The organism is Agarivorans sp. B2Z047 (assembly GCF_023373605.1).
Lineage (GTDB): Bacteria > Pseudomonadota > Gammaproteobacteria > Enterobacterales > Celerinatantimonadaceae > Agarivorans > Agarivorans albus.
Genome location: NZ_CP088080.1, coordinates 709,062 through 731,329 on the forward strand (window position 1 = coordinate 709,062; position 22,268 = coordinate 731,329).

Genomic DNA, 22,268 nt, shown 5'->3' on the forward strand with positions numbered 1-22,268 from the left:
AAACCTATCCGCTAAATCTTTTTGAACGCTTTGACAAAGTGCTTAGCATGTTGATGAAATCGAATATGACCTGGTGAGTTTAGCTTTTTCTTTCTTTGGTGAAATGGCGGTGTTATGTACCCCCAGTTGTCAGAACGAGAGAAATAAATCACATAGTCGATATGTTTATCGCCCCATTTGTTTTCAACGTTTATGTTCTCGTCATGGGTTTCAAGGGTTTTTATTTGTATACGATAAAACTCATAGCCATCGGAAATGACAAAATCTGTCTTTTGACCGTGGTCTATCATGGGCATAAATACATCCCAACCGTCATTTAATAGCCAGCTAGCAGCTAAGGTTTCATAAGAAAGACTTTTGTAATGTTTTAGAGAGGCTTGGTTTGGTGAAGTGTTTCTAATAGGCATTATTAGCGTCCGATTTAAATTGATGCCGCACGTCAACTAGGTTTTTTTGAGTGCGAACCGGGCTGCTGTTTAGCCTACCCCTAATTTAATATCACTATACCGCTTAGCGAGTATCGAGTAGTAAAGGTTGCCTACCTAAGCATTCCCTATTTTTGGGTTATGCCATTAATACTACTATCAGACAGTTTTGCCGTGAATTGATGAAATTATAAATTACAATAAATTCGGCTGAACTACAAGGGAGTATATTTTGTGTGGTGGTATACTAAATTTATTGCGCTATTAAAGGCTCCTAAATAACAAAAAGCCTGTAAAGTTAGCTCATCGTAGGCGTAGTTTTGTCTTTAGCGAAAAATTAGAACTTCAAACTTTGAGAGTTGTTAATTAACATAAGTGTTGAACGTTTATCGAACAGTTCAAGTGCCAAATTAGAACGGAATCTGATATGTACAAAGTTACGATCTTTACTATCATCACTCTCTTCATTTCATTTACTTCACAGGCAGCGAAATATCGATGTTCAATCGAAAATGGTCAGAGTCCTTATGAACTAGGTGTTCCGGCAGCCTATAACCATACTAAGTATACGCCAGACTTTTCGAGTGAGTTGTTAATTAAAACAGAAGCAGCATACACTTCTTTTTTTAGCCCAAAGCCTCCTTTTTTGGCCAGTCCTAAGTTTGTTAGTTATCACTTAATAGGCGTCGATTCACTAATCAATGGGTATTACTCTGAACCCGATGTTTCCGTTGATTCAAGGTGGTATCGCTCGGATGATTTAAAATTCCTATGGACTGGTCGCAGTCAACAATATAGACGAGGACTAGACCATAGTTACAATGGTATTGGAAGGGTTTGGAATAGAGGGCATTGGGCAATGTCAGACCATGCACAACGAATTTCAGCTCAAGCTTCTTGTAACACATATCAGTTTTGGAATGCATCACCTCAAGCTAAAGACCTAAATCAAGGTCCTTGGCGAGCGTTGGAAAACTACACGGCTGCTTTGTCTAATATGTATGGTCAAGTATGGATAATTACTGGGCCAATTTTTGACGAAGGCACTGATATAGGGTTTATTGGTGATGATGGTGACGTACCTGTAGCGGTACCACACGCCCTCTTCAAAGTAATCTTACGGGAAGTCGATGGACAGTTAGAACAAAGAGCATTTATTTTCGAACAAGCATATACCAGCTCAGATGGAGAAGCTCCAAAGCCTATAGGTAAATGGGTTAATTGTAATAAAGCAAAAGACACCTACACCTATGACCATGAGGGGTATCTTGTATCCTTAGAAAAACTATCCGACAGAACGGGTTTATTTTTTAGTCATTTATTTAGTAATTTGGAACTAAAGGAACAACACTCCTCTATTTGGAGTGTTGGAAACAAATATTGGGATCGTAAGACGCAATGTGGCGCGATACCCAGTGGAGATTGACTTCTGTTTGAAGAAGTCTAAGTACTTTCAGCAGCTGTATTTTTTAAAGCCTAGAAACTGTCTAGGAATCTCAGGCCTCACCACACACTTGGTTTGAAAGAGATTACTATCAAGCAAATGGCATTGGCAGTACGACAAAAAATATCATATTTACATTAGCTACTATAAGTCCTTTTGAAAACATTCAGTGTCTGAATATGATTTAGAGAACTTTTTTGTTCCTAGTTTTTAGCCATTTTACCTGAGGTGTCCAACCCGATTTACTTTAACCCTAGCTATACAGGGCAGAATCCCGAAGTGTTATTAGTCGGCGAGAGAAAACGTCTGAGAGCCTCATTTTCCAAGGAATCTGATTTGGACTAACTTGCTCATCTAACTCTTTAGACTCTCTTAATTCAAAGCTGTCAGGCTCGATGAACCCCAGAGTACCAGTACTTGAAGTGTCGTTTGTCCCTGTCAATTTAAGCCTTTCATCTCCATGTTTCTCTATAAGCAATGCATAGGGTATGTCTTCAAGTAAGCCCAAGCAAAATGATTTGATGGACGGTGTTGCCGCAGCATAAAGCCAAGCTTGCTGATTCTTGGACTGAGTTCGTCGGAGGACTCTACCTAGTACCTGCCGAAAATATAGCTCTGTTTTGACTCTAGATAGATGACAACATACTTGCAAACGTGGAATATCAGTTCCCTCACTGATCATACCTACTGAGACAATCCATGGGGCTGTACCATTTTTGAAACGAGATATTATTTGTTGAGCCTCAAACGCCCCATGGTGAACCACTGTAACAGGTTGACCAAACTTGTCTTCTAGCAGTCGAGCGATGGCATAAGCATGGTTGATAGACGAAGCAACTACTAATCCAGCCGCTTTAAGGTCAGTCTTTCTCAACTCAAGTAACTTGGTATTGGCTAAGCCTAATACATGACGAAGAAAAGTGGGATGTGTTAAGACGGTATCGTAACGAACATGACGCTCCTTGAAGAGATCCTCAAGGCTATTGTGCAGGCTTTTTTCACCATCTTGCTCAAAAGTAATTGCTTTATTATCTATTAACACCATAGAAGGTGAGCGACAAACCTTATCGTCAACGGCTTGAGCAAGATTATAGCTGTAGTCATACGCGACTTGGTTCGACTCATCGCTGTATCGAGCTAAAGTAACCGGAAGTTTGTCGGAACGCCAAGGCGTGCCTGATAGCGCTAGGGTGTACTTTGCTTGGCTTTGAATGTTAAGAAGAATGGTTTCGCCCCAGGTGTTTGCATGCTCTGGAGCCAAGCCCGCGCAGTGATGGACTTCATCAAATATTACTAGCGCACGCATTTTTTTTAACAATGTCCAAAAAGACTCATCCTTTGAAGTCATTGCCTGATAGGTGAGAGACGCCCCAATCGCTCCTAGGCTTCCATTGAGAGGTTTTGCAATACGTGACTCAAAGGTTTGTTGGATCCCTTGTGATACGGCCACAGAAGGAGAGATGCAAAGCACAATGTCTATCTTACCTTGCTCAAGCAGTATGGCTGCCAGCTCTGCCGCCATACGGGTTTTACCGGCGCCAGGGCATGCTAGACAGAAAAAGTCGCGTTGCCCTTGTTGATATAGAGTTAACGCCTTCTCAACACACTCTTTTTGCCAAACTCGTAGCTTTGACAACTTACCGTACCTCAAGTCGTGCGAGTTGTTTTTCAAGCAACCTGATACGCCCCAATAAAATAGATTTTGCATCAACTGTGGATTGGTAGTCTTCCATGAATGCAGACTTATGTTCTGGATATAGTTCATACAGGTGATCGCATTCTTCAGCCTCCCCTTGAAGGGTTAGCATTTCACCTCGGTAACTGTTTAGCCTTGATTTCAGCGCAGTGCTTAAGTTCTCTCGTTGTAAGGCGGGTTTACGTTCAGCAACCTTGGTCAATTGAACTAGGGATTGAGGCTCAAATTGTTCCGTTTTTTTATAGCGAGGCTTTAACTTTACTGAGGAAGACATCTTGATTATCCATCCTCGAGCAAGCAGCAACTTTATGCGGTAATAAACATAGGCTTGGGCTTGTTGACCTGTGAGGCCATCAAGCACTGTACTGACATTTTGCAGCCTAATGCGAAGTTCAGATGTACTGAAATCCTTGGTTAAAGAGTCAATGATGCGCAGTGTTTCTTGGCAAAGATGAGTATGAACGTTTGAGGACATGGTTGAGCCTTTCGTAAGTGTGGTGCTATTTGAGTCGGATTTCGAGGTGTCTCGAAAGGATGCGGATTATAATCCGTTGTTTGGTGGACGGCAACTTCTCATAGTTCTTATCATTTTGAGGATAAGAATGAGTGATTTAGCCAAGCTGATTGGTCTGCGAATCCGTGAAAAACGCATGGTTGCAATGTTGTCTCAAGAAGGTTTAGCGAACTTAGCCGATGTTGACCGTAGTTATGTCGGACGTATTGAGCGGGGAGAGGTTAATGTGACTATCGATGTGCTCTATAAATTGTCTGAAGTGCTTGGTTGTGATCCTAAAACGTTGCTTCCCTAATTAAACTAATTCACCAAGTTTGTTATTTTGCTCGTTATCGTTTGCTTTGATAGAAAAAGCTATTTATTTAGCACTTTACCCGTCGATTTTGATGCCTCTGATAGTCAGCAAAGTTATTTAACATAACCACTTATTACACGTAGAACTTAAGTATAATTGGTTTAGTCTGCCTTAATGGTTAAACGCCTAATTTTAGATGTTTTGCTTGCTATTATGGGTGGTCAATAAAGCTTCGTCAGAAATGACTACTTTTTTGACGTACAATCAACTTTGAAGGGTAAAGTTTGATCGTTTTCAGGTGCATTTCGCAAGTCAAAGGTAAGAGTATGACAATATAGATTGATCATTTTCAAACACATCTTTGGACAAAAGCTTGTTACAACATACGTTTTAATAACTTCATTTCAGGCGAGAAAAATTTGTCTAATCATTCTTGGTTGCAAAACGAGATTGCGGCATCTCGAGCTTTGCTATACCCCTTTAAATCTACCTTCCTGCTAGAAACGCTCTTTATCTTGCGATCTTTCCAAATCGTATATTTCAGAGACATAGTTTTCCAATTTTCTACCGCATCTAAAAAACGCAGGTTGCTTATCGTTGTATACAAATCTGTTCCAATATCACTTGGAGCAATATAAAACTTTCGTTGTTCATGTTCATTTGAGTATTCAACATACGTATGTATATCTTGCCCGTACTCAGTCATTTTCAACTTCAAAAATTCAGCTTGAAAACCGTCTGAGCGGTATGAGCAGGTAAACTGAATCCGTTGCTCACCATCAATATCAAAGCCTACTAATGTTGCATAGAAAGGCGAATTGTCTTGGTTATCGTGTTTCAACACAGACCAATATCCGAAATCCACTCTTTCAGAAGCATGTACAGTTATAGTCAAGGTAGTGATCAATATTAACACCAACGCCTTCACTTCTCCCCCCTCATATTCTTCTTAACAAACCTCCAATCAGATTTGATCATTAGCAATATTAGGTCAAAGAGTTTCTTTTATAATTGCTAGTTATTGCGGTTCAAAGTAAGAATGGGCATAACTGTTTTAGCTGGTAGTTTCGCTCTCCATCTGAATTCTGTGACTGAATCAGTAGTTGCACATGACGATTAAGTGAATATTCATTCATGAGAGGGGCTAGGTGAGGACGTAAGATTGAACGGATAACATAGCTACTTACTCGACTTAATAGAAAAATGAATGACTTATCGTTCCGCTAGCATCTGAAGCGATGCGCTCCACTAACTCGAATAACACTTACAACATTAATGACTCAAATTGACAATATTTATTACTCAAAAACGATATTAGGAAAATTCCAGAGTTTGCTCGTAGTACTTTAGATGCTTTGCGCCAGCCGCTTGAGTCGGGTGAGGTGCATATTTCTCGTGCTGCTTTGCAGGTGCGCTTTCCTTCGCGATTCCAGTTAGTGGCGGCGATGAACCCTTCGCCTTGTGGTTACTATCAAGGTCAGCAGCTACGCAGTAATCCTGATCAAATCTTGAAATATCTTGGTAAGCTATCGGGGCCATTTTTAGACCGCTTTGATTTAAGTGTTGAGGTAGCTGAATTACCCAAAGGCAGCTTAACTCAGCATGCGCAGGGAGAGTCTAGTGCCATGATAAAACAGCGGGTGATTAACGCGCGCAAGCTGCAGTTAGAGCGCAGCGGTAAGTTAAATAGTCAACTCTCTGGTAAAGAGCTTCACCAGCATGCCAGTTTAAGCCTTGAAAATAGTGAGTTTTTAGAAAGCAGTATTAGCCAATTAGGTTTATCTGCTCGCGCATTTCATCGCGTTTGGCGCTTGGCTAGAACCATTGCCGATCTAAAGCAGCAAAAAGATATTCAACGCAATGACATTGTGGAAGCACTAAGCTATCGGGCAATGGATCGCTTACTTAAGCGTTTGTCTGCCTAGTGTTTATATTTTGTCGAGTTTCCCCTTTCTCTATTGATTAATAAATCACTCACTAGATTACGAATTATCTCAGTGTTCGCGGGGCTTCGCTGGCATTTTGTCTTTGCGTAAACAAATAGCTACAACAAAATGGCTCAATAATTGTATAGCTGTTAGTGTTCAAATTATTGACACTTTATTAGAATAACTTGAAGATAACGTTTTCATAAGCTTATGTTTTTCAAGTACAATATAGGATATAAACACAGAGTTATAGATAGCGCTCACTAGGAAGGGCGCCGCTTAGCGCTTGATTAGAGCAATAAAAAAAACATAAAAATAAAGGCAGTGAGGTCAGAAACATGACTTTCACCGAAAAAATGTCAAACAGGCGTTTACAAGGGTGAAGCTGCTACTTAAAGTGCACGTGAATAAGCCGTATGCAAAGAGCTTATCGCGCTTCAAAAGAAGGAAGGAAATACTATGATGAAATGGATGGTGATTGGCATTTCTCTATTGTTTGGTACTGCAAATGCGCAGGATGTTAGAATTTGGCTACAGTCGGGTAGCGAATCGCAATGGATGCAAATGCAAGATTTACAGATCCAAAACTCCGATGGCAGTTTACAACAACGCATTGTTGCCTTAGATAGCAAAGGAAAACCGCTGTTTATGCCATTAAGTGAGTTGGCGTTTATTCAAGCCGATAACAAATATTATTATGTTTCAAATGAGTACGTAGCGGTTACTCATAGCGGTGCTAAATTTAAACTTCCTAGTGGTGACGAAGCCGACAATATGTTTGTTGCACGCAACGGTTACGGCGGTTACACCAGTTTCGACTATTCTGCGCTGCGTCGCATTATCTTCTCTAAGTAGCTAGCTGTTCAGCTAACTGCTGCCATCCAGTGAAAATCGTTTAAGCAACACTTTTTTAAGCGTTTTTTTCTGGCACAATAAAGGCTGCTTCGTTCAAGGGAACAGCCTTCTTGTTATATCTTTACCAAAGTAATCATTTAGATACCTTACAAATTTTATTGAGTAAGGTGATGGCCTTGCAAGCGCCAGAAAATCCATTTACTCAACAGCAGATCTTGGTACAAAGCCCTGGCATGGCGCAGTGGTTAAAACTGCAGCTGGCCGAACAACAAGGCATTGTGGCAAATGTGGCATTTCCACTGCCTGCTAGCTTTATTTGGCAAATGTTTCACTTAGTTCTGCAAGATGTTCCCGAGCAAAGTCCCTTTAATAAAGAAGCCATGAGTTGGCGATTAATGCGCTTGTTGCCGCAACGTTTGCAAGAACCTGCATTTAGCACCTTAAAGCACTATCTGTTGGGTGAGCAAGAAAGTGAGGACATTGACAGTCGTAAGCTTTGGCAACTGGCACAAAAAATTGCAGATATTTACGACCAATACTTGGTGTATCGCAGCGAATGGACCAGTGCATGGGAAGCGGGTGATGACTTAAACGAGGTGAGCGAAAGCCAGCCTTGGCAACCGATATTGTGGCGTGACTTGGTTGACGACACGGTAAGCTCTATGGACTCCCTTTATCACCGGGGCAAATTATATATCGACTTTGTTGAACAGTTGCGAGTGGCCAGTGCCGCGCCTGAAGGTTTGCCCGAGCAGGTGTTTATTTTTGGTATATCAGCCTTGCCGCCGGCCTATGTTGAAGCCTTAGACGCCTTAGCATTACATTGTGAAATTCATCTATTCCTTACCAATCCTTCAGAGCAATACTGGGGCGATGTTCGAGACGTTAGCACCCTGCTAAAACAACAATCCGATATCAGCCAAGTAGGCAATCCCTTATTGGCGTCTATGGGCAAGTTAGGCCGTGATTACATTGAATTATTGCACCCGCTAAATAAGCAAGAAACCGACATTTTTGCCAGTAATGTAAATGAGCAGCAGGCTCCAAGTTTATTGGCAATGGTTCAAGACGATATCTTAAAGCTGCAAGACCCCATTGATTATCAGAAGTTTGACAACAGTTTGCACAAGCGCCAGATCGAGCCTGATGATTGCAGTGTGCAATTGCATCTTTGCCATAGCCCTCGCCGAGAGCTAGAAATATTGCACGACCAACTTCTGGCAATGTTTGAGCAAGACCCAGAACTAAACCCCCGCGATATTATTGTAATGGTGCCCGATGTAAATCGTTATGGGCCAATGATTCAGGCAGTGTTTGGCAGCACCAGTGCTGAAACGCGCTTGCCTTTTGCTATTTCAGATCGCAGTGCCACTCAAGAAAACCCCGTTTTGTTAAGCTTTTTGGAGCTGTTGGCGCTACCACAAAAACGTAAGTCTGCGGCAGAGCTTTTAGCGTTATTAGAAGTACCGGCAATAATGCGTCGTTTTGAATTGGCAGAAGATGAACTTAAGTCGCTGCGCCAATGGGTGAGAGAAGCAGGGGTGCGTTGGGGGCTAGATGGCAGTGACCGCAGCCGCTGGCAGGCCCCAGAAGATGAAACTCACTCTTGGCTATTTGGCCTTAAGAGGATGTTGTTAGGTTATGCGATGCCCAGTGAAGCGGGTTTACATCAAGGGGTGCTAGCCTATGATGAGGTGCAAGGGAAAATTGCCTTAGCGGTGGGCAAGTTAGCTGACTTTATAGACCAACTAATGTTGCTAGAACAACAGTTGTTGAGTGCGGTTAACGCCGCGCAATGGCGATTACGTTTGCAAAATTTGCTCAGCAATATTTACAGCTTTGATAGTGATGACGAAACCGAGCAATTGCGCCTGCATAAGCTATTTGAAACCCTCGTAGAGCAATGCAGCAGTAGCGGTTATATGGAGCTTGTCAGCCCTGAACTTATTTTGGATTATTGCCGTAATCAGCTAAATGCCCAGCGTGGTAGTCAACGCTTTTTGGCGGGGCAAATTAACTTTTGTACCTTACTGCCAATGCGCGCCATACCCTTTAAAGTAGTGTGTTTATTGGGCATGAATGACAGTGAGTATCCGCGCTCCGTACCTAGCATGGGCTTTGATTTAATGGCGCAAAATCCTGCTAAACGTGGCGACCGTAGCCGCCGAGATGACGATCGTTATTTGTTCTTAGAAGCATTGCTGGCCGCCCAAGATACTTTATATGTCTCTTATATTGCCCATAGTGCCAAGGATAACAGTGAACAAACGCCGTCGGTGTTGGTGGCTGAGCTATGTGATTACATTGGCCAAAGCTGCGTACTAAAGGGTGATGAACAACTAAATGTAGATCAATCAGCCAAGCGTTTATTAACTCACATTAGTTGTGAGCATCCTTTGCAACCCTTCTCGAGTGAGTATTATCAAAGCCAAAGCGATAAGTTTAGTTATGCGCAGCGTTGGCTGCCGGCTGTAGCAGCCCAGCAACAAAGTAAAGCGCCCGAGCCGATAGAAGAAGCGCTGCTCAATGAAGGTTACATAGCGGATATTGAAATGGACGAGTTGCTTGCCTTTAGTCGCTCGCCCATCGCTTATTTTTATCAGCGGCGCTTAAAAGTGAGTTTTCCGCGCTTAAGCGAGCAATTAGAAGAAACCGAACCCTTTTTAGTAGAAGGGTTAGCGGGCTTCTCTATGAAGCAATATTTACTCGAACAGCAACTAAACAACGCAGATAAAAAGCAGCAATTTGCGCTGTTACATGCTGCCGGTAGCTTGCCGCATGGTGGTTTTGGAGAGGTATCGTTTGAGCAGCAATGGCAAGATCTTGAACCCTTGGCCGATGCCCTATTTCCCTTGCTAGCGGGAGGGCTAGTTAAGCGCCAGCAGCTAGCCCTAGATCTAGAGTATTTGCATGAGGATGGTTTGCAGCAGTGTCGTTTGTCGGCTTGGTTAAAGAACCAATACGCACAAGGTTTAGTGAGTTATCGACCGGGCAGTATTCGGGGTAAAGATTTGGTTGCCGCTTGGCTGTGGCACTTAGTGTTTCACGCTAGTTTACCTGAGCAAGCGCTTAGCTCTTATGTGCTTGGTCGTAAAGGGGCTTGGCAGCTTTCGCCATTAAGTGCAGAACAAGCAAAAGAGTATTTAGCGCTTTGGCTAAGCCACTTACAACAAGGTTTACACCAGCCGATATTGCTACCTATCGAAAGCGCTTGGCAGTGGATAAGCCAATGTAAAGACAAGAAAACCGGCAGTATTGAGTACAGCGAGGCCAATCTAGATAAAGCAAGGCGCGCGGCACGCAATCAGTTTAACGGAGGGCCGTTTGCTCAGGCAGAGGGTGCTGACCCGTATATTCAAGCTCAGCTAAATGATTTAGAAGCTATCTGGCCGCAGTTCGAAGCCAGCGCTCAAGCCTTGCTTGGCCCTTTGTTAGCTCATCTAGAGGAGTTTGCTGGTGTCTAATCTAAACCAAGCTGCTCAGCAGAGCAGCACGACCAATAATAACTTAGATGTTTTTACGTTTCCCTTAAATGGCTCTCGGCTTATTGAAGCCAGTGCCGGTACGGGTAAAACCTACACCATTGGTGCTTTGGTGCTGCGTTTGTTGCTAGGGCATTATCGTCTACCAGAGCAAGCTTTTAGCCAAGCCGGAGAGCGCGTACCGCTCACTATTGAGCAGATATTGGTGGTTACCTTTACCGAAGCAGCTACGCAGGAGCTGCGAGGTCGAATTCGCGAGAAAATTCATCAAGCGCGGATTGCTTTTTTACGAGGCCAAAGCGATGACTTCATTATTGGTCAGCTGCTAGATGAGGTTAACGACCACCCGCAGGCGGCGCAACGTTTGTTGCTGGCCGAGCAGAACATGGACCAGGCGGCGGTGTTTACCATTCATGGTTTTTGCCAACGCATGTTGAAGCAACATGCTTTCGAATCGGGCTTGCCCTTTGAGATGGAGTTTCTTACCAATGAAATTCATCTTCGTTTGCAAGCGGTGCAAGATTGTTGGCGTCAGTGCTTTTATCCCTTATCGGTGCCCTTAGTGGGGCGAATAGTACAATGCTGGGCTAGCCCTTACGACTTACATCAAGAACTGGGCGGCTTGCTAAATCAAAGCCATTTTGAGCTACAAGGTGTGCCGCAAGAGCAAGATTTAGAACGCTTTTTTGCGCATCAAATTAATCGCATTGATGTCTTTAAACAGCTTTGGAAACCGGCTGCGGCAGACATTGCCGAACTTATTGCAACTGCGCCATTAAATGGCAATAAGTTTCGTAAAGCTTCGGTCGAAAAATGGTTGGGCTTAATTAACCAGTTTGCAGACGCCGCAACCGACAGTGACTTTTTAAGCAAACCATTGCGCGAGGCTTTGGCTAGGTTCACGCCAGAGAATCTAGCTAATGGCGTAAAAGCTAAAGGTACGCCTCCGCAGCACCCCGCGTTTAACGCGATAGAAACCTTGTTTGCAGAAGAACAAAGCATTAAAAACTTGCTGTTAGCCCGGTTGTTGCCTCAAATACGTCAGCGTTTTAGTGAACTCAAGCAACAACAGCAGTTGTTAAGTTTTGATGATTTATTGGCGGGTTTGGCCAAGGCGCTAAATGCACCTCAAGGAGAAGTGCTAGCCAAGCAAATTGCCGAGCTTTATCCGGTGGCGATGATTGATGAATTCCAAGATACCGATCCTCAGCAGTATCAGATTTTTTCTCAGCTGTATATTGATAGGCCAGATACCGCGTTAATGCTAATTGGCGATCCTAAGCAGGCGATTTATGGCTTTCGCGGCGCCGACATTTTCACTTATATGCAAGCGCGCAACAAGGTTACCGCACGTTACAACCTGCCAACCAATTGGCGTTCCACTGGCGCGATGGTGACCGCATGCAATAAATTGTTTGAGTGCCATGCTCGGCCATTTATTTTTGACGATGCCATTGAGTTCATCCCGGTGAATGCGGCTAAAGCAGATCTGAGTGGTTTAGTTATAAACGGCGAGTCACAGGCAGCCATGCAGTTTTTGTATCAGCAAAACTCAGAATTTGTGCGCGGCGAAGATTATCTTGTTGGTCAGGCTCAACAGTGTGCCCAGCAAATACAAGCTTTGTTAGAAGCCGGGCAACAAGGGCGTGCAACTCTGGGTGATAGCGGTAAAACAGTGCAAGCGGGCGATATCGCGGTGTTAGTGCGCACTCGCCGTGAAGGCGAAAAAGTGGCCGCAGCATTGGCTAAACAAAACATTGCCAGTGTCAGCTTATCTAACCGCGATAGTGTGTTTGAAAGCCCCGAAGCCTATCAATTTTATTTGCAGTTATTAGCCTGCCAAGAACCGCATAATGACCGAAAACTACGCGCAGCTTTAGCCTGTAAAATTCTAGGTTTAGGCTTAAGCGAGTTGGACCAGCTAAATACCGACGAGCGGAGCTGGCAACGTTATTCCCAAGAGTACAGCGAGTACCAACAGCTTTGGTATAAGCAAGGCGTACTAGCAATGTTTTATTCTTGGATGAGCCAACGTGGCATTAGCGAGCGCTGGATCAGCCAAAACGACAACTATGGTGAACGCTTACTTACCAACTTGATGCATTTAGCTGAGTTACTGCAAAACCAGAGCGCCGAGTTAGATGGTGAAGCTGCGTTAATGCGCTGGGTTGCCGAACAACTACTCGAGCCCGATGGCAATGCCGATGACCAACAACTGCGCTTAGAAAGTGATGCGAACTTGGTGCAAATTGTCACTATTCATAAAAGTAAGGGCTTGGAATATCCGATTGTGATGTTGCCGTTTATTTTGGGTTATCGCGAAGCGAGCGAAGCGCTTTATCACGAAGGCGAGCGCTTTATTCTCGATTTAAATGGCAGTGAGCAAGCTATGGAGGCTGCTAGCCAAGAGCGTTTGGCCGAGGACTTGCGCTTGCTTTATGTGGCGGTGACTCGGGCGGTGTATTGCTGTTACTTAGGTGTGGCAGATCTGAAAAAAGGTAATGCCAAAAAAGGTGATACCGACGTGCATCAAAGCGCCCTAGGCTACTTGTTGCAACAAAATCAGCCACAACCTGCTGGCGCGCTTAGCGCTATATTGGACAATTTGGCTCAGCTTCCCTGCGTGAGTTGGCAAACGGTGAGTGAGCAAACACTTGCGCCATATAGCCCGTTAAACCAAGAGCAGCAAAGTTTTGCTGCTAAGCAATTTACTACCCAGCTGAATCGAAACTGGTGGCTAACCAGTTACTCTGCGCTTAGTCGCCAGCAAGGTCACGGCGCAGGCTTTGATGCAAGTAGTGATATGGCATGGCTAGATGAAGCAGAAGGTTTAAGTGCTGAGCCAAGCCAAGTTGAACAGCCGCAAACGCTGACTATTTTTGATTTCCCTCGTGGCGCAGAGGCTGGTACTTTTTTGCACTTATTGTTTGAAGAAGTGGATTTTCAAGCCGATTTAGCGAGTATTCAGCTGGCTATTGCGCCCTTACTGCAAGCCTCTAGTTATAATCAGTTGGACGCTCAAGGCGAGTTGTTATGGTTAGCGCCACTGGCTGATATGTTCCAACAGGTGTGTGCTACGCCTTTGGATGATGCTGGGAGCACTGCTGCTTACAGTTTAAGCCAACTAAGCCCCGCGCAACGCTTGGTCGAAATGGAGTTTTTCTTGCCAATTGCAGACTTGCAAGCCAATCAAGTTAATCAGCTAATTCAATATTTCGACCCATTAAGTCGCCAAGCCAAACCCTTGGATTTTGCCAGTGTGCAAGGCATGTTAAAGGGCTTTATCGATTTGGTGTATCAACATGATGGTCGTTATTACGTATTGGATTACAAATCGAATTACTTGGGGGCAGAAGTAAGTGAGTACCAACAACAGGCAATGATGGATGCCATGGTTGAGCATCGCTACGATTTCCAATATCAGCTGTACAGTTTGGCCTTACACCGTTGGTTGGGGCAACGAATACCTGACTACGACTATGAGCAGCACTTTGGCGGGGTTTATTATTTATTTTTGCGTGGAATGGCCGGTGATATGGCTAGTCAAGCCGCTCTAAACGAGCAGCGTAATGGTGTGTATTTTAGCCGACCGGATCCGCAATTTATTGAGTACCTTGATCAGCTATTTGCCGGGCAAGATCTTAATCAAACATTAGTGCAGTTAAATCATGTGGAGGCGAATGATGACTAGTTTACTCGCCAATGATACTAGCCTTCTAAACATTACTGGTTGGCTCCAACAGTTAAAACAGCAGGGACAAATCAGCGCCTTAGATTTTCACTTTGCTAAGTCGTTTGCAAGCAGTGAGCAGGCTGATGTTTTGATGGTGGCAGCCGCGCTGGTTAGTAATGAATTACAAGCCGGCCACGTTTGTATCGATATGTCTAGCCTAGCCAAGCGTTGTGAACAGTTGGGTGCTTGCCCACTAGCAGGTGCGCTAGAGCCTGAATTTTGGCAAGTGCAACTTGGGTCTTCAGCGGCAGTAATGCAAGCTAAGTTATCCAGAGATGCTAAACCATTGGTATTGCAGTATGGGCGCTTATATTTGTATCGATATTGGAGCTATGAGCAGCAAATTGCCGATTACTTCGGTGAACACTCACTTACCAGTGATTACCCCTTAGCCCAAATACAACAGCAAGTGGAGCAATTGTTTAGCCCTAACTGGCAAATGCTATTACAGGCTAAAGCCGCTTATTCTGCGCAACAGATGGCTTTATATGCCCAGCAATATTTGGATGTAAGTGACGCGAACTTACTTAATAATGCCGAGTTCTTGAGCAAACTTGCTGATATTGAACAAGTATCAGAACTGCAAAGCCTAGTTGCTAAAATTGCTAATGCTAGCAAGATAAATTGGCAGAAGCTGGCAGCCTTACAAGCTTGTTACCAGCCTCGGCTAGTGATTAGTGGCGGGCCAGGCACAGGCAAAACCACCACCGTGACGCGCTTGCTCGCCTTATTACAAGATTTACAACTAAGTGCTGGAAAAGCGGCTTTAAACATTCAGCTGGTTGCACCAACGGGTAAAGCTGCCGCGCGCTTAAGTGAATCTATTATCGGCGCAAAACAGCAGCTTAATGCCAGCGAGCAAACTATCGCAACTATCCCTGAGCAAGCTTCAACTATTCACCGCTTATTAGGTGTTATACCTGGGCGGGCGGAGTTTCGTCATCATGCCGACAATCCCTTAGCTTTAGATTTATTAGTTGTAGATGAAGCGTCGATGATTGATATGCCACTAATGGTGAAGCTACTAGCGGCCATGCCTAAACAGGCGCGAATAATATTGTTGGGTGATAAGGACCAACTGGCTTCGGTAGAGGCGGGGGCAGTATTGGGGGATTTATGTGCCTTTATTGAGCAGGGTTACAGCCAAACCTTGCTGGATAATTTGCAAGCCAGTAGTGGTTTTAACTTAAGTGCTTGGCAAGCTAAGCAGCCTTTGCCCATAGCTGATAAGCTGTGTTTATTGCGTAAAAGCTATCGCTTTGATGCTCATTCAGGGATCGGTTTGTTGGCAGCTGCGGTAAACCAAGGCCAAGTTAAACAAACCATGGCTTTGCTGGAATCACGCCGCGAAGACTTACCCTATCAAACGCTAAATCAAGACAGTTACCGGCACTTGCTTGGGCAAAGCGCTAAGGCTTACCAGCCCTATTTAGAGGCGTTGCGTCAAGGTTTACCGATGGAGCAGGTGTTTGCCAAGTTTCATCAGTTTCAGCTTTTAGTTGCACTTCGTAATGGTGATTTGGGTGTGACTGGGCTTAATCAACGCATCGAGAAACGGCTAAACCAGCAAGGTTTTATTACCTTGCCAAAACATGCCGATAGCGTGTGGTATGCCGGTAGACCAGTGATGATTGAGCAAAACGATCACGAGCAGCAGCTGTACAACGGCGATATTGGTATTTGTGCGCAAGATGAAAATGGCCAGCTAATGGTGGCTTTTGAATCCGCCATTGGTTTACGCTGGTTATTACCTAGTCGCTTGCCAGCTCACCAAAGTGTTTACGCCATGACTGTACACAAGAGCCAAGGCAGTGAGTTTAAACAGGTGTGTATGTTGCTGCCGCCAGCTACCCAAGCGTTGGTAAATCGAGAGTTGTTGTATACCGCAATCACCCGCGCAAAAAGTACCTTTAGCTTATATGCCGATGCCGAGAGCATAAGTGCAGCATGTAGGAATAAAACCCAGCGGCGCTCGGGCTTGGTAGAGCGCTTAGCTGTTGGTGAGTAAATCTGATACTTAGCGCTCTTATTCTTAAACATTTCACAATTGGCTAGTTTTTCCGTTGTTGAATGTATTCCTTAAATAGCTTGTGCACGCCGTGTAAAAACTCTATATCGTCGCGCCGCGCGCCCAGCATATCGTCAACAAAGCGTAGGCTGCTGGCTGGAATTGGTGGCCCTTTAACTAAATCACGCTCATGTTGAGATAGCGGTAATAAGTACACCACACTCAGATCTAACGCTTTGGCAATTTTAAATAACTCAATTTGGCTAAAGTTAGCGTTGCCGTCTTTATCTAGCTTGTTGTAAAGGGCACTTTTCGAAATGCCGCTTAGCTTGGCCAGTTGGTTACGGTTAAGTTTGCAATAGGCCAGCAATGACTCGATGCGGTCGATTTGCATAAAGCGATACTCGCGCTCGTTTATATCTTTAAATTCAAAACTGCCAGTGGCGATGCTGTCTAGATCAGAGTTGTCCATAGCTTTCCCTGTTTGCGGAAAATACGATGCATTCTGTTCCAGTATAGGGAATCGTATACCGATAAAATAGCTTTATTGAATCGAACTGGAGATAAGCATGAGACAAACATCCGATAGAATTCGCCATGCCGTAGGTTTTGAGTTAGTTGGCCTATTAGGAGCTATGCCTTTATTGGCTGTGCTGTTTGGGGTAGACCCAATGCATTCTGGCGCGATGGGTTTGTTTTTTTCGGTTATCGCTACAGCGTGGAACTATTTCTACAATCGCTGGTTTGATAATTTTTTATTTAAACGCCAAGGGCATAGCGATAAAAGCCAAAAGCAGCGCATATTTCATGCCTTTGGTTTTGAGTTAGGTTTGTTAGTTATCACTATTCCAGTAATGGCTTGGTGGCTAAATGTTAGTTTGCTAGATGCGCTGATTATGGATGCAGCCATGATCATCTATTACTTGTTTTTTGCATACTTTTATAACCTTGCGTATGACAAGTTATTTCCAATTAACAAAGCCAGTAAACTGCTTACCAGCGTTTAGTCGAGTAAACCCGCAAGCTTAGCACGGCTATAACAAGCAATGGTTTTGGCATCGTTGATGGTTCCATTAACGATGCCTTTTTCAAACTCTGCACTGCTCATTTCAAATACTTCAATAAACTCATCTTCGTCGCATTGACCTGCTTGATGCGAAAGCTGCTTGGCCAAAAACAAATACTGTATCTCGTCACAAAAGCCCGGCGCCGGATATAGTTTACCAAGGCTGTGCCATTGCTCGGCGACTAAATTAACTTCTTCCTGCAGCTCGCGTTTAGCACAGGCTAGTATTCCATTCTCGCTTTGTTCATCGGCCTCTATGGTGCCAGCAGGGAGTTCTACCAACCAGTCTTGAATGGCAGTGCGATACTGGCGCTCCATAACAATGTTGCCCGCATCATTAATCGCTAGCACTACCACTGCACCAGGGTGGCGAAGTGTGGTGATGGTATTTTGCTGTTGATTAGGCAGACGTTGTTGCTCGCGAGTTACCTCAAAACAATGCCATTTTAGTAGGCTTTGCTGTTGCATAGCGGGATCCTTTTAGCGCCAAAAAACTTAGCTTACTGCAGCGGCAATTAATTGTATTTGTAAAAAACCTGAAAAATTAAATATAAATTTATCAATTGCTGGTGATTTGTATAAAAATTAACCATAGTTTAAAGAGTTGTAGGAGGGAATATTATGTCTCGCTTAAGTCTTTATCTTATTGCCAGTGCCTTATTTATTGGGGTCGTTATGGGCTTAACCAGCATGAGCTTGCTGAGCCAACATAACGCTGCAGTGAATCAGCTTTCCAGCAGTGTCGCTAAGCGCGCTGCCGCCGTTGCTGCCTTAATTAAGCATACCGAAACGCAACACCGCCAAGAGCTAGAATACTTTGCCGAACTTTCGATGGTGCCCAAAGCGTTAGATAGTGGCAACTATGAGGTTGTCGCGGAGTTGCTTAGCAAGCTAATGCAAAGTAAATCAACCGTGGTGCAAACGCGTTTGTTTAACCCCGAAGGGCAAGAGGTATTCAAGCTGGTGAATCGCGCAGGTGTGCCAGTGCGTTTAAGCAATATAGAGCTTCAGGATAAATCTCAGCGCTACTATTTTAAGCAATTAAGTAGCACTGCTATTGGCAATAGCTACTTGTCTCCGGTGGATTTAAACGTTGATTATGGGGTGATTGAGCGGCCTTATAGACCGGTGATGCGCATTGCGCAAAAGATAAGGCATTTAGATAGCGGCCAATATCTAGGTAGTTTGATGTTTAATTACGATGTGAAACAAGAGCTTAGACAGTTAGCTAGCTTGTTACCCGAGCAGCTAAGGTTTTACATTGTAGATGAGCGCCAGCAGTTTTTGGCCCACCCAAATTCGGCGAGTTTATATTGTGCAGAGTTGAGTTGTGACGATCTTTTCATTGAATCTCAAGTTCAGCGCTTGGCCCACCAGCGGGTTTATTTCGACGATAGTTTAGCCGCAGAAATAAACCTAGATAGCCCCGTTCAGCCGGTAATGATGGGCGCACAACTTATTGTGGCTTACCAACATAATTATTTACCACATTTAACCCAGCCTATCTCTAATTTTGGCGTGTTAACAAAGAGTTACCAATGGTGGGCCGCTTTGCTTGTGGCGAGCTTGGTGTGCTTGGCTGGATGCTATTCCTACCAACATCTGCAAAACCGGATAGAAGAACGCCTGCAAAAAGCCAAAATGCATAAGGTGCTAGAAGGGGTAACCTAAATGTTAGAGCGCTTGCATGAGAATGACGACGCGGTAACCGGTAGCCATGTGCAACGGGTGGCCGATTATTCTCGGCTTATGGCGGAGCATGTTGGTTTAGATAAGCAGCTAGTAGAGGATATTCATCAATTTGCCTCTTTGCATGACATTGGCAAAATTTCTACTCCCGACGCGATTCTTGGCAAACCGGGCAAGCTTGATGCGCAAGAGTGGGAAGTGATGAAGCAACACGTGGATAATGGCTATCAACTATTAAGAGAATTTGAGTTAAGTCCGGTAGCCGAAAACATTGTTCGCGGTCACCACGAGCGCTGGGATGGGCAAGGCTACCCGCAAAAAATTGCTGGTGAAGAGATTCCGATTGAGGCAAGAATCGTTAGTTTAGTGGATTGTTTTGATGCCTTAATGTCGGAGCGACCCTATAAACCGGCTTTTTCCTTTGAGAAGTCGAAGGAAATTATTAACGACTTGAGCGGGAAAGCTTTTGACCCCTACCTAGTTAAAATGTTTAATTTTTTGGAGGCTGATTTTCGTAACAGCCACCCTAGCCCAAAAACTAAAAGTGGCTAAGGTAAGCTGCTTGGTTTATCGGTAGCGCTATTTAAGCTGTTTGGTAGCCAAAAGGGTCATCTATGCTTGGGCTTGGTTGGGTGAACCAAACTGGCCCTGACTCGCCAATATAAAAATGATCTTCTAAGCGAACGCCAAAGTGTTCGGGGATCACCAACATCGGCTCGTTACTAAACACCATGCCAGGGGCTAACAGGGTTTCATCGCCTGCTACTAAATAAGGCCCTTCGTGAATGTCTAGGCCACAACCGTGCCCTGTGCGATGTGGTAAGCCAGGTAAAGCATATTCTGGCCCATAGCCATCTGCTTCTAGCGATTGGCGAGCTGCAGCATCTACACTGGCGCAGCTAGCATCTAATTGCGCCGCATTAAAAGCGACCTGTTGCGCTTTATGTTCGCTTTGCCAAGCTTTACGTTGTTGTTCAGTCGCTTCACCGTAAGCGTAGCTGCGGGTTATGTCTGAGTTATAACCGTGCAATAGGCAGCCGGTATCAATGAGTACCCAATCATTTTCTTGCAAGATTTGCGGCTCTTTTACGCCATGTGGAAATGAGCTGGCTAGGCCAAACAACACAATACAAAAAGACGATCCGCTAGCGCCTACCTTTTGGTGGGCTTGGTGGATAAACTCGGTCACTTCGCTAGTGCTAATGCCAGGGCGCAAAATTTTAGCCGCAGCTTTTTGTACCGCCAAGGTCATGTCTTTGGCTCGTTGCAATAAGGCAATCTCGGCGGCTGATTTTATGGCGCGACAAGCTTGAGTGACTACATCACCGTTTACAAAATTTAACTCAGGGTTTGCTTTAATCAGACCGTCTACCAAAAAGAACGCTGCACTGGGGTCGACTGCAATGGTGCCGCTTAGTTTTAGATCTGAACATAGCGTTGAAAACAACTGATAAGGGCTTTGGTGTTCATGCCAGCCATGGAAGGGTGCATCAACAAGCATGAAGTCGTTTAAAGAGTCTTGCTCAAAATACGGAGCAATATAGTGCAGTTGACCATCGGCACTCAACAAAGCTCCTACCATACGCTCGCTGGCACTCCATTTTAATCCAGTGAAATAGTACAAGTTAGTGCCGGCGTTTAAGTAAATAGCGCTTATGCCTTGTTGCTGCATTAACTCACATGCTCGTTGCTGGCGTTGTTGGTATTCGGCCTTACTAATTCCACTTATGTCGCTACACATGTTGCTTAATGCAGCCAACTGTTCGCTGGCTGAACTGCCACCTACCCCTATGGTCATTATTTTTCCTTGTTACATGATTAGCTAAGATAGTCGCACTATCTAGGTTTTGCTAAAGAGTATGGCGAAATGCTTAGCGGGTAAAGTGGAATTGGTAAGCTAAAGTAGTGAAATATTTCAACTAACTGCTGGTGCTTTCATTTAGAGCGTACACCTTGACCTTGTTTCCGCCTTGGCGTTTGGCTTGGTACATTGCTTCATCGGCTTGTTTAATAAGTTTGGATAAATCTTGAGTTTTTAAGTTTGACGCTACGCCAAAGCTGGCACTCATGTAGAGCTTACCCTTGCTGGTTTTTAGCGCTTGCTGATTGAGTTGAATGCGGATCCGGTTTGCTAATGCATTGGCTTGCTGCGCGTTGGCTCCGTTCAGCGCTATTACAAACTCCTCGCCACCAAAGCGACCAAATAAATCGCCGACACGCAGGTTGTCTAGGGCTATCTCTGAAAAGTGCATTAAGGCTAAGTCGCCGTTGTCGTGACCGTAGTCATCGTTAATGCTTTTAAAGCGGTCTAAATCGATAAACACTACGCTAATTTCACCACCAGAAAACTGCGCGCGTTTAGTCATTTTTTCTAGTTGTTTTAAAAAGTAGCTGCGACGCATAGCACCGGTGATATCGTAATTGGCGAGCTGTTCTAATTGAATGATTTGCCGCCAATGCAGTAAAAAGTAGAACACGTAAGTTTGCAGTGCGTTTCCGGCGAATATGGCTAACGAAAGCAAGGTAGGCACGCCAAGCAATAAACCCTGGTTTTGCGGCGTATGTTGCATGGTGATGTAAACCCTGAGCAGTAAACAAGTACCAAAGAATAAGTACAAGCCAATGACCAACCACAAGGCATGATTGTGTTGCTGACGCCAATAGCGAAAATACAGATAGGCGCAGTAGAAACAACAAAGTGCAAGGGTGCTGGAGAATAAGGTTATACGAGATTGGCTAGAAGGCTCGATCGAGATGAAATAAAACATCAGTGCGCAATACAATAACAGCCCTATCGACAGAAAGTTGCGGTTAAAGCGCTGCTTTAAGTAATGGTGATGACCCGCAACGATAAGCAGGAATGACCCAGCAAATAAGGTATTTTGTAACAACAACTCCGTGGCCGAGGGTTGTCTGGAAAGTAGCACAACCAGCAAGGCACACACTTGAGTGTAGGAGGCCATAATCCAACAATCTAGCGCGGTTTTTTGCCCATGAAATACCCGAATAAGGGTGAGCACCACTGCAGACACCACGGTGACTAAAGTGGTTAAAATAAAATAGGTGAGTCCATCAACAACCATTAACGAGCGATTCCTTTCTGCTACACCCATAGTGTAGATGGCTGTTTTAT

Annotated in this window: 18 protein-coding genes; 10 read left to right on the top strand and 8 right to left on the bottom strand. The window is 44.4% G+C overall.

Annotated elements, in window-relative coordinates; translation table 11 throughout:
* Nucleotides 1-11: 11 nt before the first annotated feature.
* Nucleotides 12-407 (bottom strand): group I intron-associated PD-(D/E)XK endonuclease, encoded by a 396-nt coding sequence (locus LQZ07_RS03270; protein WP_152783306.1) that lies wholly within the window; start codon nt 405-407, stop codon nt 12-14.
* A 445-nt stretch (nt 408-852) separates the two neighbouring features.
* On the opposite strand from LQZ07_RS03270, the gene LQZ07_RS03275 reads away from it, so the two are divergent.
* Complete coding sequence (locus tag LQZ07_RS03275) at nt 853-1,851, top strand: DNA/RNA non-specific endonuclease (RefSeq protein ID WP_152783308.1); 999 nt, start codon at nt 853-855, stop codon at nt 1,849-1,851.
* Nucleotides 1,852-2,122: 271 nt separating this feature from the next.
* Here LQZ07_RS03275 and LQZ07_RS03280 read toward each other — a convergent pair whose 3' ends face one another.
* The gene (locus LQZ07_RS03280) at nt 2,123-3,505 is read right to left on the bottom strand and encodes a DEAD/DEAH box helicase (protein ID WP_194164150.1); all 1,383 of its coding nucleotides are present in this window, start codon (nt 3,503-3,505) and stop codon (nt 2,123-2,125) included.
* Between the two features lies 1 nt (nt 3,506).
* Complete coding sequence (locus tag LQZ07_RS03285; RefSeq protein WP_194164151.1) at nt 3,507-4,040, bottom strand: hypothetical protein; 534 nt, start codon at nt 4,038-4,040, stop codon at nt 3,507-3,509.
* A gap of 127 nt (nt 4,041-4,167) precedes the next feature.
* Here LQZ07_RS03285 and LQZ07_RS03290 point away from each other — a divergent pair, with 127 nt between their 5' ends.
* Nucleotides 4,168-4,374 (top strand): helix-turn-helix domain-containing protein, encoded by a 207-nt coding sequence (locus tag LQZ07_RS03290; protein ID WP_152783312.1) that lies wholly within the window; start codon nt 4,168-4,170, stop codon nt 4,372-4,374.
* A 427-nt stretch (nt 4,375-4,801) separates the two neighbouring features.
* Here LQZ07_RS03290 and LQZ07_RS03295 read toward each other — a convergent pair whose 3' ends face one another.
* On the bottom strand, nt 4,802-5,302 hold the full coding sequence (locus LQZ07_RS03295) for a hypothetical protein (RefSeq protein ID WP_152783314.1): 501 nt from the start codon (nt 5,300-5,302) through the stop codon (nt 4,802-4,804).
* A gap of 394 nt (nt 5,303-5,696) precedes the next feature.
* Here LQZ07_RS03295 and LQZ07_RS03300 point away from each other — a divergent pair, with 394 nt between their 5' ends.
* From LQZ07_RS03300 to recD, 5 genes are all read left to right on the top strand, one after another.
* Nucleotides 5,697-6,299, top strand: coding sequence for an ATP-binding protein (locus LQZ07_RS03300; RefSeq protein WP_256471406.1), 603 nt, complete (start codon nt 5,697-5,699; stop codon nt 6,297-6,299).
* Between the two features lie 462 nt (nt 6,300-6,761).
* The gene (locus tag LQZ07_RS03305; RefSeq protein ID WP_016402299.1) at nt 6,762-7,157 is read left to right on the top strand and encodes a hypothetical protein; all 396 of its coding nucleotides are present in this window, start codon (nt 6,762-6,764) and stop codon (nt 7,155-7,157) included.
* Between the two features lie 110 nt (nt 7,158-7,267).
* Nucleotides 7,268-10,621, top strand: a complete 3,354-nt coding sequence (recC, locus tag LQZ07_RS03310; protein ID WP_152783315.1) for an exodeoxyribonuclease V subunit gamma — start codon at nt 7,268-7,270, stop codon at nt 10,619-10,621.
* Nucleotides 10,614-14,330, top strand: coding sequence for an exodeoxyribonuclease V subunit beta (gene recB / locus LQZ07_RS03315; RefSeq protein ID WP_249483500.1), 3,717 nt, complete (start codon nt 10,614-10,616; stop codon nt 14,328-14,330). Before recC ends, recB begins: the two co-directional genes overlap by 8 nt.
* Entirely contained in the window at nt 14,320-16,380 is a 2,061-nt protein-coding gene (gene recD, locus LQZ07_RS03320) for an exodeoxyribonuclease V subunit alpha (protein ID WP_194164152.1), read from the top strand. The genes recB and recD overlap by 11 nt, the downstream gene beginning before the upstream one ends.
* 43 nt (nt 16,381-16,423) lie before the next feature.
* On the opposite strand, the gene LQZ07_RS03325 is transcribed toward recD, so the two are convergent.
* The gene (locus LQZ07_RS03325) at nt 16,424-16,852 is read right to left on the bottom strand and encodes a helix-turn-helix transcriptional regulator (RefSeq protein WP_016402295.1); all 429 of its coding nucleotides are present in this window, start codon (nt 16,850-16,852) and stop codon (nt 16,424-16,426) included.
* A gap of 97 nt (nt 16,853-16,949) precedes the next feature.
* Here LQZ07_RS03325 and LQZ07_RS03330 point away from each other — a divergent pair, with 97 nt between their 5' ends.
* Nucleotides 16,950-17,387 carry a PACE efflux transporter gene (locus tag LQZ07_RS03330; RefSeq protein WP_016402294.1) on the top strand — a complete coding sequence of 146 codons (438 nt, stop codon included), beginning with the start codon at nt 16,950-16,952 and terminating at the stop codon, nt 17,385-17,387.
* Here the strand turns inward: LQZ07_RS03330 and LQZ07_RS03335 are convergent.
* Nucleotides 17,384-17,914: an NUDIX hydrolase gene (locus LQZ07_RS03335; protein ID WP_152783321.1), complete on the bottom strand. Its 531-nt coding sequence runs from the start codon at nt 17,912-17,914 to the stop codon at nt 17,384-17,386. The two genes, LQZ07_RS03330 and LQZ07_RS03335, sit on opposite strands and share 4 nt — an antisense overlap.
* A gap of 153 nt (nt 17,915-18,067) precedes the next feature.
* Here LQZ07_RS03335 and LQZ07_RS03340 point away from each other — a divergent pair, with 153 nt between their 5' ends.
* Both LQZ07_RS03340 and LQZ07_RS03345 read left to right on the top strand, forming a co-directional pair.
* Nucleotides 18,068-19,117, top strand: coding sequence for a cache domain-containing protein (locus LQZ07_RS03340; protein WP_152783323.1), 1,050 nt, complete (start codon nt 18,068-18,070; stop codon nt 19,115-19,117).
* Nucleotides 19,118-19,687, top strand: a complete 570-nt coding sequence (locus LQZ07_RS03345; RefSeq protein WP_152783325.1) for an HD-GYP domain-containing protein — start codon at nt 19,118-19,120, stop codon at nt 19,685-19,687.
* Nucleotides 19,688-19,718: 31 nt separating this feature from the next.
* On the opposite strand, the gene LQZ07_RS03350 is transcribed toward LQZ07_RS03345, so the two are convergent.
* A complete protein-coding gene (locus LQZ07_RS03350; RefSeq protein ID WP_152783327.1) occupies nt 19,719-20,933 on the bottom strand; it encodes a Xaa-Pro peptidase family protein in 1,215 nt (404 codons plus the stop codon).
* Between the two features lie 121 nt (nt 20,934-21,054).
* Nucleotides 21,055-22,218, bottom strand: a complete 1,164-nt coding sequence (locus LQZ07_RS03355; RefSeq protein ID WP_194164153.1) for a GGDEF domain-containing protein — start codon at nt 22,216-22,218, stop codon at nt 21,055-21,057.
* Nucleotides 22,219-22,268 lie beyond the last annotated feature (50 nt).